This is a genomic window from Amycolatopsis sp. A1MSW2902 (assembly GCF_017312175.1).
GTDB classification, from domain to species: domain Bacteria; phylum Actinomycetota; class Actinomycetes; order Mycobacteriales; family Pseudonocardiaceae; genus Amycolatopsis; species Amycolatopsis nivea.
Genome location: NZ_QJPO01000001.1, coordinates 1285033 through 1298719, shown reverse-complemented (window position 1 = coordinate 1298719; position 13687 = coordinate 1285033). Strand labels below are relative to the sequence as shown.

Below are 13687 nucleotides of genomic sequence, written 5' to 3'. Positions count from 1 at the left end.
TAGCCTCGTGGTCGTGCCGCATACCCTTCAGACGCAAGAGATCTCGCAGGCTGTTCGCAGCATGCGTTCGCCAGGCGAGGACGACTCGATCCGGCCGATGGGCATTCAGTTCTGATGTGGCCCGGGATGGAGCCGTTGGCCGGGTTGTCCTGGCAGGAGCGGTTCGAGTGGTGGATCGGCGGGGGACGGCTGCCCGACGGGACCCATCCGCGCGGGTGGAACTCCCTGCTGGGGATGCTGGTTCCCAGCCTGGCGTCGGCGCTCAGGTCCGGCGAACCGGCGCTGTCGACGGCGGAGAAGGAGCGGTATCTGCGTGCGGTGGGCGACCTGTATTCGTACCTGGAGGACCATGATCTGATCGAAGCGGACGACCTGCTCAACCGGCGGCTGCAGCTGGCGCTGATGATCGGCGAGTCCGGGATTTCGCTGCCGGGCAGCGGGTGCGAGCCCGACGACGCGATCCAGCGGGTCATCGCCATCCTGACGCCGGAGCGGATCGATGAGTCGGTGCGGCTGAGTCCGGGGTGGAAGACGTTGTCCACCCCGGAGATCGCTCGGCTGCACCGGGTCCGGCAGCTCGTCCGGGTCGCGGTGGGGCTGCGGGACCATCTCTCCGATCCGGAGGTCAGTGCCCTGGTGTCGCGCTGGGAACCGCTGGATCAGGTACTGCCGTGAACGGGGAGCGCGAGACTGTCCTTGCCGGGCCGCGGCGCTTTGCCGACGAATGGCTTGCTGCGGGCGGGAAATCGGTCGTTCCGATCATCGCTCCGTCCGGGTTGGACGATGCGGTGCTCGATCGGTTGCGCGCGGGAGCGCGGTCGGCCGGTGCGGACGAGGTGTTGCGCTGCGCGCTCGAACCGGGGTCGGTTCCGGTGCGGCTGACGGTGGATTCCGCGCTGGCGCCGGAGGAACTGCCGGTGCTGTTCGTCCTGCCGGATCTTTCCGGGGCGCTTCTCGCGAGTGGCGAGGGATACGTGCTGGCGGCGGGCGCTCGGGAGTTCCTCCTCGGAGTCACGCTCGCGGGGGTCGACTACGCCCGGGACGCGTTCGAGGAGGAAGCTCAGCGGTGGGCTGGGCAGTATCCCGGCTTGCCTGCCGTGGCGGCGGAGTACTCGCCGGTGGTGCGCGCGTGGGCCACGCGGAGCGAAGTGCCCGCTGATTCCTTCGTGGCGCGGCAGCTGGCGGTGATGGAGTCGTTCGTCCGCGGGGAGGTGTCCGGGCCGGAGTTCGCGAAGGCGTGGGGCACCGCTTGGCGGTTGTCCATCGAAGGAGGGGAACGGGTGCGACCGCCGTTCGCGCGGGTGTTGCACGAGGTTTTCTATCTGCTGGAGGACTATCCGATCGACCCGGCGCTGCGAGAGCCGGGCGACCCGACGGACGAGGAACTGGTCGCCGGGGCGCGCGAGGCGCTGCTGCGGCTGGCTTCGTGACCAGGTGGGGGAGGGGAGTTCGATGGGGGTGACCTCTGCGGCGGTGCCGTGGCCCGGCGAGGCTGTTCTTGCCGGGCCGCGGCGCTTTGCCGACGAATGGCTTGCTGTGGAAGGGAAATCGGTCGTTCCGATTGTCGCTCAGTCCGGAGTGGACAGTGTGGTTCTGGACCGCTTGCGCATGGGGGCACAATCCGTCGGCGCGAGTGAGCTGCTGCGCTGCGGTCTTGAGCCGGGCACGGCGGTGGAGCGGTTGGCCGTGCCATCGAGGCTGACCGGTGGTGCCTCGGTGCTGTTCGTCGTCCCCGACTTGTCCGGGGCGGTACTCGCCAGCGGCGGAGGATACGTGCTGGTGGCGGGGGCCCGGTCGTTCCTCTCTGGTGCCGTGCCCGGAGGCGTCGACGCTGCTCGGGCTCGCTTCGGGCGGACGGCGCGGCGGTTGGTGGCGCGGTACCCCGAGTTGCCCGGCGTCGCGGCGGAGTACCCGTCGGTGGATCATGCGTGGGCCAAGCCGGGTGATGTACGTGCTGATTCCTTCGTGGCGCGGCAGCTGGCGGCGATGGAATCGTTCGTCCGCGGGGAGTTGCCGGGGCCGGAGTTCGCGAGGACGTGGTTCGCGGCGTGGCGGATGTCCCAGGAACGAGGGGAACGGCTGCGGGCGCCACTCGATCGGGTCTTGAATCACCTCTTCTTCGTGCTGGAGGACTATCCGATCGATCCGACCCTGCGTGACCCTGGCGACGTCACGGACGCGGAGTTGCTCGCTGAAGTGCAGGCGGCATTGCGAGAGCTGGCGCCCGATGGCGTATGAGATCCAGCTGTACTGCCGGACCGGCGGGCTCGACGCTGCTGCCGGGTTCGAAGCGTTGACAGCGGGGCTGCCGGTCGAGGATCGGTGCAGCGGCGAAGGCTGGGTGTCCGCGGAGGCGGGCTGCCGGATCGAGTTCTCGGCAGGCACGCCGTTGGTCGCGGCGATGATCGCGGAGGCGGCGCCGGACGACCCGTCGGGCCGGGTCGGCGCGGCTGACGCGCTGGTGACGCTCACGGTGATCGGTGACGACGAATGGCCGACGGTAACGGCGGTGTGGCGGGCGGCGAAGTCTTTGTGGGACGTGGTTCCGTACGACGACGGCTCCGGCTTCGCGGTGGACCTCGACGAACTGTGACTGTGGGGGCCGGATGAGTTATATCTTCGCTGTCGGCGACGAGGTCGTTTGGAGTCCGTCGCTTCGGGTCGGCCAGTTGTCCGTGAACTCGCCGTGTTCGTCCGGACGATGCTCTACGGCTCAGCGCCGTCGCATCGCGTGCTGATGGCGGCTGTGCGCTCCCATGCCTGCGCCAGAGCCTGAGCGGCCCGTCAGCTTCTGGGATTTCCACCGGATCTCGGACATCTTCTCCTGGCCCACGCGCCGGAAGTCGCTCCCCGTGGAACGGCCGGACATCCCGTGGCAGTCGATCAAGGTCATGGCGGAATGGAGCGCCGACCCGCTGTGGGTCTTCGATCCGTACGCCCACGACGTGACCACCCCCGTCGACCCCGCGTCGCCGGAGCTGGGGCTGAGCGCGGAGCTGGCTCGCGACCTGTCCGCCTGGAAGGACGAATGGGAAGCCACGATGAACCACGACGACCCGGCTTCCTCCGCGTTCTCCTCGGCGGAAGCCGAGCGCAGCTTCGACGAGCGCGGCTGGGAACTCGCCCGGCGGGTTCGGCGGGAAGTGCCCGCGGACTGGGACGTTTCCTACTCGAGCCATCTGTCGAGCCGAGAGATCTTCCTCGACTGAGCCTCCCCTCAGTCCTCCACCGGCTTGGTCCACGCCACCTGCACCAGCTCAGTTCCGTGCCGACGCGACACCAGCGTTCCCCGGCCCGCGGGCTGCGGCGAAGGTTTCACATCGCCCAGCAGCGCGCCTTCTTCCTTGCCGCCGGACATGACCAGGCCTGGCGAGCCCAGTTCCCGCACTCGCTGGATTACCGCCTCGTACAGACCGCGTCCGGCGCCGCCGGAGGAGCGGGCCAGGATGAGGTGCAGGCCGATGTCCCTTGCTTGCGGGAGGAATTCCAGCAAGGGCAGCACGGGGTTCCGGCCCGCGGTGGCGACCAGTTCGTAGTCGTCGATGACCACGTACAGGTCTGGGCCGCGCCACCACGAGCGGTTGCGTAGCTGGTCGGGTGTGACGTCCGGGCCGGGGAGGCGGTTGCGCATCGCGGTCGCGCATTGGTTGACCAGGTCGGTCAGCGTGTTCTCGGCACCGGCATAGCCGAGCAGGTGCGGTTGGTCTACCACGCCTAGCAGGCCGCGGCGGTAGTCGCCGACCAGGATCAACGCCTCGTCGGGGGTGTTCGTCTGGCAGATGCCGGTGACGAGCGCGCGCAGCAGCGAGCTCTTGCCCGATTCGACGTCGCCGAAGGCCAGGAAGTGCGGGTCCGTCCGGAAGTCCAGGTGGACGGGGCGCAGGGTGGATTCCGCCAATCCCAACGTGATCCGGCCGGACGGGGCTGCGGGCAAGGAGTCCAGCGGGACTTCCGGCGGGAGGAGGCGAACTTGAGGGGCGCGGGGGCCGGTCCAAGCCGCGGAGACTCGGCGGACCAGGTCCAGGCCGCCGGCGCCGACGGTTTCCGGGCGTTGGTCGGAGTCGATGCGCGGGAGGGCTGCGAGGAAGTGCAGTTTGTCCGCGGTCAGGCCGCGGCCGGGGCGGTCGGCGGGGACGTTTTGTGCGATCTTGCGGTCGATCGACGAATCCGCCGGGTCGCCTAGGCGCAGTTCGAAGCGGGTGCTGATGGCGTCACGCAGCTGCGCACGGGCGCCGATCCACTGGTTCAGCGAGACCAGCACGTGGATGCCGAAACCGAGACCCCGTTGGGCGAGCGCGGTGATTTGTTCTTCCAGGCGTTCGTATTCGGACCGGATGGTGGTCCAGTTGTCCACGAACAGGAAGACGTCGCCGAACTCGCGGTCGTCGCTGCTTTCGGTGAACTCGCCGCGGCGGCTGCGGAAGGCGGCCATCGACTCGATGCCATGCGCGGCGAAGAATTCTTCCCGCTGTTCCAGCAAAGTGACCAGTTCCGCGACGACCCGGCGGCAGCGTTGCGGGTCGCGGCGGGTGGCGTAGCCCGAGACGTGCGGGAGGCCGGCGATCGGGGCCAGTGCGCCGCCGCCCATGTCCAGGATGAAGAATTGCACCTCGGCGGGGGTGTGGGTGAGCGCGAGCATCGCCGCGATGTCCTTCATCAATGTCGACTTGCCGCTTTGCGGTGCGCCGACGATGACCGCGTTGCCCGCGGCGCCGGAGAAATCCGCCCACAGCATGTCGCGGCGCTGTTCGAAAGGCTTGTCCACCAACGCGACGGGAATGGTCAGCTTGCCGTTGCCGCCCCAGCCGAGCGGGCACAGACCGCGGCGCGGGTCTTCGCCGATGGGCGGCAGCAGCTGGTCCAAAGTGGGCGGTTCGGCCAGCGGCGGCAGCCAGATCTGGTGTGCGGCCGGGCCGCGTCCCTCCAAACGGGACAGCATCGCGCCGATGATGGTCTCGCCGGTGCCCTTCTCCGGAGCCTCGGCGGCGGGTTGTTCGGCGACCGGGACCTCAACCGGGCCCAGGGTGAAGGGCAGCACACCGAGTTGTTGCCCGTCCGAGCGCACGATCCGGCTGCGCGGCGGGAGTTCGCCGGAGACGTAAGCGGCTTTGAGCCGGATCAGGGTGTCGTTGTCGGACTTCAGATAAGCCGATCCGGGCACCGGCGGCAGTTGGTAGGCGTCCGCGACACCCAGCACCGCACGGCTTTCCGCGGCGGAGAACGTGCGCAGGCCGATCCGGTACGACAGGTGCGAGTCGAGCCCGCGAAGGCGGCCTTCCTCCAGTCGTTGAGAAGCGAGCAGCAGGTGGATTCCGAGGGAACGGCCGAGTCGTCCGATCGCGACGAACAGGTCGATGAACTCCGGCCGTGACGAAAGCAGCTCGGAGAACTCGTCGATGATCACCAGCAGCGACGGCAACGGTTGCAGCGGCGTACCGTCCGCGCGCGCCTTCTCGTAATCGCGCACCGACGCGTAGTTCCCGGCCGCGTGCAGAAGTTCCTGACGTCGCAGCAGTTCGCCGTTCAGCGCGTCCGCCATGCGGTCGACGAGCGCGAGGTCGTCGGACAGGTTCGTGATCACCGCGCAGGTGTGCGGCAGGTTGGTCATGCCCGCGAACGTCGCGCCGCCCTTGAAGTCGATCAGCGCGAGGTTCAGCTTCTCCGAAGAATGCGTGACGGCCAGCGCGGTGACCAGCGTGCGCAGCAGTTCGCTCTTGCCGGACCCGGTCGCGCCGATCACCAGCCCGTGCGGGCCCATGCCGCCCTCGGCGGATTCCTTGAGGTCCAGGTCGACCGGGCGGCCGTCGGGGTTGACGCCCAGCGGGATCCGCAGCCGGTCGCGTGCCGGGCGCGGGGCCCAGGTGACAGTCGGGTCGGTGTCGCGCGGGTCGCCGATGCCGAGCAGCCCGGCGAGCCCGAACGTCGAGGACATCGGCTGTTCGCTGACCACCGCGCCGCCTTGGTGCAGCGGCGTCAGCATCCGGGCCAGCGCTTCGGCCGCGCCGTGGTCGAGCCGGTCCGGCATGCCGAGGAACCCGAGCCGCGCTTCGGTGCCGTCGAGCACCACCATGCCGAGCTGATCCGGTGCGACGTGCAGGCTCAGCAACCGGTCGGTCGACGTCGCGCGCGGCTGGTCGCCGCCGATCTCCAGCACCGTGACGCCCAGCCGGCCTTCTTCGGCCAGCAGCCGCGGTTCGCCGTGGGAGTCTCCGCCGTCGACGACGAGCACGATGTGCGGCAGGTCCGCAGCGGCGCCACGGCGCGAGAACGCTGGGCGGTCGCCGAGGTCCGGGCCGAGCAGGCGAGCCAGTTCCGCCGCGCTGTCGGCGAACAACCGTCGCGGGCCGGTCGCGTCGGACAGCACCGGCGCGGTGGCGTGCGGCAGCCACTTCGCCCATTCCCAGTCGTGCGAACGGTCCGGAGCAACGCAGAACGCGACGCGCAGATCGGTCGGGGAATGGAAAGTCACCAGTTGCGCCAGCACCGCGCGGGTCATCCCGAGCACCTCGAACCGGCGTCCGGACAGTGTCGCGGCCGCGTACGAGCGCAGTGAGATCGAAACCGGCAGGCCCTCGACGGTCGAGAAGGTCTGGATGAAGTGCTTGAGGTTGGTGGACGAAACCGGGTCCAGCTCTTCCAGCGGCGCGATCTGCGGCGCGCGCAACGGCGTCGCGAGCGGCTGCGGGCCGGTGGCCGCGCGCACCATCGCGAACGAGCGGTCGCCGCGGCGGCGGTCCCAGTGCTGGTCGGTTTCGACGTACGCCCACAGGTCGGCCGGATCCGGCTGCTGCGCGATCAGCGTGGCGCGCTGCGAGTCGGCGACCGCGCGCACGCGCGTGCGCAGACCGGCGAGATACCGCTGGTAGTCGCGGCGCTCCTCGTTGATCTGCGCCTTCTTCGCCATGCCGCCGCGGCCGAGCGACATCACGATCATGCCGCCCATCGCGGTGACGAACAGCGCGCCGAAGATCCACGTCATCACCCCGCCGTCGCGTCCGATGTAGACGAACGACATCGCGCCCATGCCGAGCATCATCGGCAGGAACATCATGAGCTGCATCACGCCGCCGGAGCCGCTCTTGGGCAGCATCGGCGGGGACTGCAGCATGATCTCCCCAGGCTGCTCGCCGAGCAGGCCGAGGCGGTCGCGGGGGGCACTCATGCCCCGTATTTTGGCCGTCCGCTGTCCGGTCGCGGTGGGTACTTTTGCCGTCCGCTCGCCCGGCGGCGCGAACTTACGCTCTGCGCTGACGCCCCGCACCGGTGCGTCGATCGCGGGAGAGCGGGAGGGAGAGCCATGGGCACGACCGGCGAGTACCGGGCCGAGCCGGAGGCCATGCGCTCCACCGTCGGCAACGTGGGCGCCGTCATCGCCCACGGCATCAACGCCGTCGCGGACCTGGAAAAACTCGTCCTGCAGCCGACGACGTTCGCCAGTTTCGGCAGCGTCGTCGCGGCGGCGAACGAGGCGCTGCACTCGCAGCAGGTGACCGCGGTGCGCTCGCTGCTGCAATTGCTGCAGGAGATCAACGGCCTGGTCAAGCACAGCGCGGACGCTTACCAAAGCGCCGACGAAGCAGTATCCGACGGCTACGGCGGCGGCCATGCACAGTCTTCTTCGCCGTCGTTGACGTCAATCTGGGGAACACCGCACGCCGCACACCTGGCCGAGGCAGCGATCACCGACAGCGCCGGTGCGCACGGCGAACCGTCGTCGGTCGGCAACGTCCTGCGGTACCTCGGCGACGCGGACCTCGGCAGGCTCGCCGAGCATCCGCTCACCGACGCCCGGTTCCACGGCGTCGCGGACTTCAACGACTGGCTCGCCGGCGACGCCGACAACCAGGCGCGCGTCGGCCTGATCGAGGTCTATTCGGGCACCGCGCGCACCTTCGGCGACGTGCCCGGCGGCGTGCACAGCGGCGATGTCGTCGTGGTGGAACCGCTTCTGCTCGCCGACCAGCATCCGGTGATCGGCGTCGCCGGGGACGGCGGCGCTCTCTACAACCACGGCCCTGTCGATCCGGGCCTCGGCGGACTGGCCAAGGTCAGCGTGTACCGGCCCGCCTCCGTCTGACCCCGAACCCCGACCAAGTGAGGTCCGATGCTCTTCCCGAACTCCAGCGCGATGGACGCCACCGCTTCCGGCGGCGGCCCGATCACCGTGCTGCCGCAGATCGTCACCGGCCAGCCGGAGCAGATCGCGAAGCACGTCCTCGACCTGCTGCACAAGGCCGCCGAGCTGACCTCGCTCTATACCGAGCTCAGCAAGGCGGCCGACCAGCTCGGCAAGGTCTGGTCCGGCGGGGCGTCGGAATCGGCGCTGCAGAAGATCTCCCATTCGCTCGACCAGCTCACCAAGATCATCAACGTGATCGAGAAGGGCGCTGAACTGCTCGGCGTTTCCGGCACGCTGGTGAAGACGGCGCAGGAGGCGTACCGGTCGGTGGTCGCGGCGGTGAACCCGACCGTCGCGTCGCTCATGTCGAACTGGTGGACCTACGGGGCCGCGGTCGCGCTTTCCACTGCTACCAGCGCGACGCTGCGCGGATTCATCACCGCGGTCGGCGGGTTGCTGAAGGCCCTCGGCGCGGGCGACCTCGCGAACCAGATCACCCAGGTCGCGACGATCATCGGCGACCTCGAAAAGCTGTTCCACCACGGTTCTTCCGACGGAGGAGGTGCGGCGGGCAACGCGGCGGTCTCCGGCACGCCGGTCACCGCGCCGCAGATGCCCGCGCCGGTTGCGAGCGCGTCCGGGCAGGCGGCCATCGGCGGCAGCGGCGGGGGAGTGCCCGGCGGCAACCCGTCGTTCACGAACTACACGCCGCCCGCGTTGGCCAACGGCGGCTGGCCGACTGGCAGCGGTACTGGTGGCTGGCCCGCTGGCGGCGGTGCGGGTGTGGGGGCCAATGCGGGGAACAGCTGGATTCCGGTGGACCACCCGGCTCCAGCCCCGTCCCCCGCGCCTTCGGTGCCTTCGGTACCGGGCCAGTCGACCGGTGCGCACGAGGTCGTGATCCACACCGACCTGAACACCGGGCAGTCGACCGTCGAGGCCCCGGCCGGGCAGGACGTGGACATCGATGTCGACGTCACCTACCAGGGCAAACACTTCCAGCAGCACGTCGACATCGACGCGAAGGGCGCGTAGCCGGTGGCCGTGGACGCGTCCGGAGTCGTCAGCTCGGTGCTGTCGAACTACCGGCAGGTGCTGGTCGAATACCAGCGCCGGGTCACGGGCGACCCGGCGGCGCTCGAAGCGGCGGCGAACCGCTGTGGCACCAACGCGTCCACGATCACCGGCAAAGCCACCGAAATCGCGGACGCTGCCACGGCATTGCACGCTGACTGGGACGGTGCTGCGTACACCGCGTACGCGACAGCAGCGGCCGATGTCGCGCACGCGTTGACCGAAGACGGCACGAAGCTGGCTGACCAGAGCAAGCGGTTGTCGATGGCCGGACAGCTGTTGCGGTGGGCGCGTTCAGGGGTCGATTCCGTTGTCGCGCAGTTCGATCAGTACGGCGCACAGCTGATCAACCAAGCCCGGTCGGCGGATCCGAACGCGGTGGGCGCTTTTATCGCTGCGGCAAGGGATTTGGGCGAGCAAGCGGTCGCAGCGGCCGGGCAGGTTGCCGACGAGCTGTCGGACGCGCTGGCCGAGTTGTTCCCCGCGCCGTGGGCCGGGCCGATGAGCAAGCCGGGCAAGCTGGGCAAACGCGTTTACGGCCCGTTGTCCTGGGTCAACGGCGACACGCTGGACGGACGGAAGCGGCCGCGGTCGGTGCCGTCGTGGTTCGGCAATTCCGGCTGGAAGAAGCTGACCTGGAACGGGCTCGAAGGCACCCGTGCGCCGAAGAAGGCGGACACGCCGTTCGGGCAGCCGAAGCAGAAGAGCGCGATCGCCCGCGCCACCGAGATCACTTACCTCAAGGCAGCGCACGAGCAGGACGGCTTCATTCCGGAGTACGACGGGAAAATCTCCTCGCAAGGCTGGGACGCGAAGGCGTCCGGCCATGCGGAGCTGGGGTTCCGGGAGGACATCGGGACCAGCGGAAGCTACGGCGTCGCGCACGGCAGCGCTCGCGGTTCGGCTTTCGCTGGCGGCGAAGTGAGCGGTTCCGCGCAACTCGGCGTACACGGGCTTGGCGTGCACGCCAACGCTTTCGCGGGCGGCAAGCTCGAGGGCCAGGTCGCGGCGGATGTCGCGGGGGTCGGCGTCGGCGCGAGCGGGAGTGTCCAATATGGAATCGGCGCGCAGCTCGACGGCCAGTTCGTATATGACAACGGGCATCTCAAGATGAACTTCAAGGCCGGTGCCGCGTTGGGGCTCGGGGCCGGAGTCGGCGCGAAGATCGACATCGACCTGCCGAAGGTCGGCGCGGCGGTCAGCGAATACGGCGGCGCGGCGGTCGACGCGGTCGGCGACGCCGCTGGTCAGGCGGCGGACGCGCTCGGCGGGGCTTGGGACGACGCCGTGCAGTATGTGGGTTCGTGGTGAGCGCCATGGCGGATCTGGTGACGCTCCCGCTGGGTTTCGACGTCCCGGAGGGCTGGACGCCGGTGCCGCCGATCGCACCCGGTCTCGTTTTCGTTGCCGTGCACCCGAATCCGCGGGCGGAGTTCACCCCGAACATCACGCTCGGCATCCAGCAGCGCCAGGATTCCCTGCCGATGAAGGACATCGCCGACGAGGCGGTTGAACGGCTCGGCCGGACGATGGCGCTGCTGGACGTCGTCGACCGCCAAGAGGTCGGCAGCGCGGTCGCGCCCGGCTGCACCCAGACCTTGCGGCTGCGCACCGGCGAAGGCCAGGATCTGGTGCAGATCCAGGTGTTCCTGACCGTGCCCGGCCCGGCCGGGCGGGTCGTGCTGGAACTGGTCTGCACGGCCGATCCGCAGGACGCGCGCACGCTCGTCCCCGACTTCCGGAAGTTCGTCGCCAGCGTGCACGTCCGCCGCGAAACCCCGCAGGAGAAGGAGAACGACGGTGACTGAACCGTATGCCGTGCCGGACATGGACGAGCTGCTCGCGCAGGTCCGCAAGCAGACCGAAGAGGTCCAGCGGATCCAGCGCACGGTCGAGGCGATGGAGGTCAAGGCCGCCTCGCGGCAGAACGAGGTGACCGTGACGCTGCGCGGCGACGGCCGGTTCACCTCGGTCGACATCGACCAGCGCGCGATCCGCGAGTACGACGCGCGCACGCTGTCGGAGATCGTCCTCGAAGCGGTGAACGCCGGCCTGCAGAAACTCGCCGAGGCGAGCAGCGCGAAGTTCGCCCCGGTGATCGAGGCGTCCAGGTCCCAGCAGTGAGCGCGCCGGCCGTCGCCGGGTCGACCCGGCGCGTCACGATCGTCACCCCGCGCGCCAGGGTGGACGTCGCGCTGCCGCAGCAGAGCACGTTCGCCGAACTGGTGCCGCAGCTGGTCCGGCTCGCCGGGGCGGCCGGGCAGGCGTCGGCCGAGCATCCGGGCTGGGTGCTGTCGCGGCTCGGCGGCGCGCCGCTCGCGCTCGGGCTCACCGTGGCCGCCGCGCAGGTGCGAGACGGCGAGGTGCTGCACCTGACCCCGCGCGAACGTCCGCGCGGCCCGCTGTTGTTCGACGACGTGGTCGACTCGATCGCGAGCGTCGGCGAATCCGCGTCGACGGCGTGGGGGCCGAAGGTCGCGCGGCGGTCCGGGATCACGGCGGCCGCACTGCTGTTGTTCGCGGGCGGGCTGCTGATCCAGGCGTCGCTGGCGGGCAGCGTGCTCGCGCCGATCGGCACCGGGCTGCTCGCGGTCGTGCTGCTGCTTGGCGGCGGCGCGCTGAGCCGCGCATACGGCGATTCGGGCGCGGGTGCGGCCGGTGCGCTGGCCGGGGTCGGAGTGGCGTTCCTGTCCGGAATGTCTTTGCTGCCACCGCATTCGATGTTCTCGCTCTCCGCCGGACCGCTTGCCGCCGGGCTCGCCGCGGTGACTGTTTACGGGGTGTTGGCCGCGGTTTCAGTGGCGGACCGGCTGCCGTTCTTCGTCGCGGTGGTCGGTTCGGCCGGAATCGGCGCGATCGCGACCGGCGTCGTGCTGCTAACCGGCGCGAAGCCGGTTGCCGCCGCGGCTGTCGCGGCCGTGCTGGCGACCGCGTTGGCGGCTGTCGCGCCGATGCTCGCGCTGCGATTGGGCCGGATGCCGCTTCCGCGCGTGCCGGACGACATGGAATCCTTCCGCGCCAACGAACAGCCGTCGCTCGGCGCGGAAATGGCCGGGCGGACGACGTATGCGCAGGCGTTGCTCACCAGCCTGCTGGTGGCGCTCGGGCTGGTGGTGATCGGTTCGTCGATCGTGCTCGCTACCGGCGGACCGTGGGAAGCCGGGCTGGCGGCGTTGGTCGGGATGGCGTGGATCCAGCGTTCGCGCGCGTACGCGGGCCGCACGCAACGGCTGGTGCTGGTTGGGTTTGGTCTTGCCGCGTTGCTGACCGCGGGTTTCTGGCTGATCGCGGACAACCAGCGGATCGCGCTCCTCACGGCCGGACTGGCGCTGGTGCTGGCCGCGGTGGTGTCCCTCTTCTACGCGACGCGGGTCGCGCGCGGGGTGCGGTCGCCGTACTGGTCGCGGTTGCTGGATATTTCCGAGTTTCTGGTGTTGTTGTCGTTGGTGCCGTTCGTGGCGTTGATCGCTGGGGTGTACGAGGCGGTCAGCGGGTGAGTGGGCTGGCGGCTTTGAGGGTGCGCAGGACTGGTGCGGTTTCGCAGGAGCGGATGCCGGGGAGTGCGCCGAGTTGGTGGGTGAGGTAGCGGTGCAGGGCTGGGGGATCGGCGCAGAGGGCGTGCGCGAGGAGGTTCGTCGGCCCGGTGGTCGCGGCGACGACGGCTAGTTCGCGGTGGGTGGCGAGTTCGGTGGCGACCGCGTCGAGGTCGGCGGGGGCTACGGCCATCCACAGCAGCGCCTGCGTGGTCGCACCGAAGAGCCGGGCGTCGATTTCCACGTCGAAATAGAGGGTTTCCGCCGCGCGCAGGTCGGCGATCCGGCGGGCGACGCTCGCGGCGGACCAGCCGGTGATGGCTGCTAGTTCGGTCTGGCCGAGGCGGCCGTCTCGCTGCAACGCGGTGAGCAAGGGCTCGTCGGCGGCGGTCGCTTCGGTAGCTGTGGCGCGGGTTTCGGGTTTCAGTTGGCGACGTTGGGCGTCGGTGAGAACTTCGGCGCGGCCTTGCCAGGCGGTCGGCCCGCCGTGGTACAGGTGCAGCAGCTGGTGCGCGGACACGGCGGTGATGCCGGTCGTGCGCGGGATGTCGTGCAGCAGCAGGCCGTGCTCCGGGGCGGACCCGTTGGCGGTGTGGACGATGACGCAGATTTCCGTACCGCCTCCGGCGAGCTTGACCCAAGTCGTGTCGGTGCGCCGGACCAGCGCGTCGGCGACCCGTTGCGCGACTGCCGGGACGACGGTGAGCCGCACGAGCCACTGCGTCTGTCCGGCGCGATGGGGCGCGGCGAGCCCGACGACGCGCAGTCCGGCTTCAGCGCGCAGCCGTCGGTAGCGGCGTGCGACGGTCTGCGTCGAGACGCCCAGGACGGTGCCGATCCGCGCGAACGGGGCGCGGCCGTCGATCTGGAGTGCGTGGACCAGGGCGTGGTCTAGGTCGTCGAGCATGGCTTGATTCTGCACCAGACTGCCCTGAGTGGAAGATTTCTGTTCCTTTGAGCC

At 69.8% G+C, this 13687-nt stretch carries 13 protein-coding genes; 11 read left to right on the top strand and 2 right to left on the bottom strand.

What is annotated here, in order from left to right; all coding sequences use genetic code 11:
* The first annotated feature begins 126 nt into the window (after positions 1–126).
* From DMP23_RS06050 to DMP23_RS06030, 5 genes are all read left to right on the top strand, one after another.
* Positions 127–675: a hypothetical protein gene (locus tag DMP23_RS06050; protein WP_337820404.1), complete on the top strand. Its 549-nt coding sequence runs from the start codon at positions 127–129 to the stop codon at positions 673–675.
* A complete protein-coding gene (locus DMP23_RS06045; RefSeq protein ID WP_337820403.1) occupies positions 672–1430 on the top strand; it encodes a hypothetical protein in 759 nt (252 codons plus the stop codon). Before DMP23_RS06050 ends, DMP23_RS06045 begins: the two co-directional genes overlap by 4 nt.
* A 43-nt stretch (positions 1431–1473) precedes the next feature.
* Positions 1474–2238, top strand: a complete 765-nt coding sequence (locus tag DMP23_RS06040) for a colicin immunity domain-containing protein (protein WP_337820402.1) — start codon at positions 1474–1476, stop codon at positions 2236–2238.
* Positions 2228–2593 (top strand): hypothetical protein, encoded by a 366-nt coding sequence (locus tag DMP23_RS06035; protein WP_337820401.1) that lies wholly within the window; start codon positions 2228–2230, stop codon positions 2591–2593. Before DMP23_RS06040 ends, DMP23_RS06035 begins: the two co-directional genes overlap by 11 nt.
* A 163-nt stretch (positions 2594–2756) precedes the next feature.
* Positions 2757–3209 (top strand): hypothetical protein, encoded by a 453-nt coding sequence (locus DMP23_RS06030; RefSeq protein ID WP_337820400.1) that lies wholly within the window; start codon positions 2757–2759, stop codon positions 3207–3209.
* A gap of 8 nt (positions 3210–3217) precedes the next feature.
* Here the strand turns inward: DMP23_RS06030 and eccCa are convergent, their stop codons facing one another.
* Positions 3218–7162, bottom strand: coding sequence for a type VII secretion protein EccCa (eccCa, locus tag DMP23_RS06025; protein ID WP_337820399.1), 3945 nt, complete (start codon positions 7160–7162; stop codon positions 3218–3220).
* 135 nt (positions 7163–7297) lie between these two features.
* Here eccCa and DMP23_RS06020 point away from each other — a divergent pair, with 135 nt between their 5' ends.
* From DMP23_RS06020 to eccD, 6 genes are read left to right on the top strand one after another with little or no spacing between them, the layout of a single operon-like run.
* On the top strand, positions 7298–8077 hold the full coding sequence (locus DMP23_RS06020; protein ID WP_037809590.1) for a WXG100 family type VII secretion target: 780 nt from the start codon (positions 7298–7300) through the stop codon (positions 8075–8077).
* A gap of 27 nt (positions 8078–8104) precedes the next feature.
* Positions 8105–9154 (top strand): WXG100 family type VII secretion target, encoded by a 1050-nt coding sequence (locus DMP23_RS06015; protein WP_337820398.1) that lies wholly within the window; start codon positions 8105–8107, stop codon positions 9152–9154.
* Positions 9155–9157: 3 nt separating this feature from the next.
* Positions 9158–10504 (top strand): WXG100 family type VII secretion target, encoded by a 1347-nt coding sequence (locus tag DMP23_RS06010; RefSeq protein ID WP_337820397.1) that lies wholly within the window; start codon positions 9158–9160, stop codon positions 10502–10504.
* A gap of 5 nt (positions 10505–10509) precedes the next feature.
* On the top strand, positions 10510–11001 hold the full coding sequence (locus DMP23_RS06005; protein ID WP_337820396.1) for a hypothetical protein: 492 nt from the start codon (positions 10510–10512) through the stop codon (positions 10999–11001).
* Entirely contained in the window at positions 10994–11317 is a 324-nt protein-coding gene (locus DMP23_RS06000; RefSeq protein ID WP_037809598.1) for a YbaB/EbfC family nucleoid-associated protein, read from the top strand. The genes DMP23_RS06005 and DMP23_RS06000 overlap by 8 nt, the downstream gene beginning before the upstream one ends.
* Positions 11314–12690, top strand: a complete 1377-nt coding sequence (gene eccD / locus DMP23_RS05995; RefSeq protein WP_337820395.1) for a type VII secretion integral membrane protein EccD — start codon at positions 11314–11316, stop codon at positions 12688–12690. Before DMP23_RS06000 ends, eccD begins: the two co-directional genes overlap by 4 nt.
* On the opposite strand, the gene DMP23_RS05990 is transcribed toward eccD, so the two are convergent.
* Positions 12680–13633 (bottom strand): Lrp/AsnC family transcriptional regulator, encoded by a 954-nt coding sequence (locus DMP23_RS05990; protein ID WP_337820394.1) that lies wholly within the window; start codon positions 13631–13633, stop codon positions 12680–12682. The genes eccD and DMP23_RS05990 overlap by 11 nt on opposite strands.
* Positions 13634–13687: the final 54 nt, after the last annotated feature.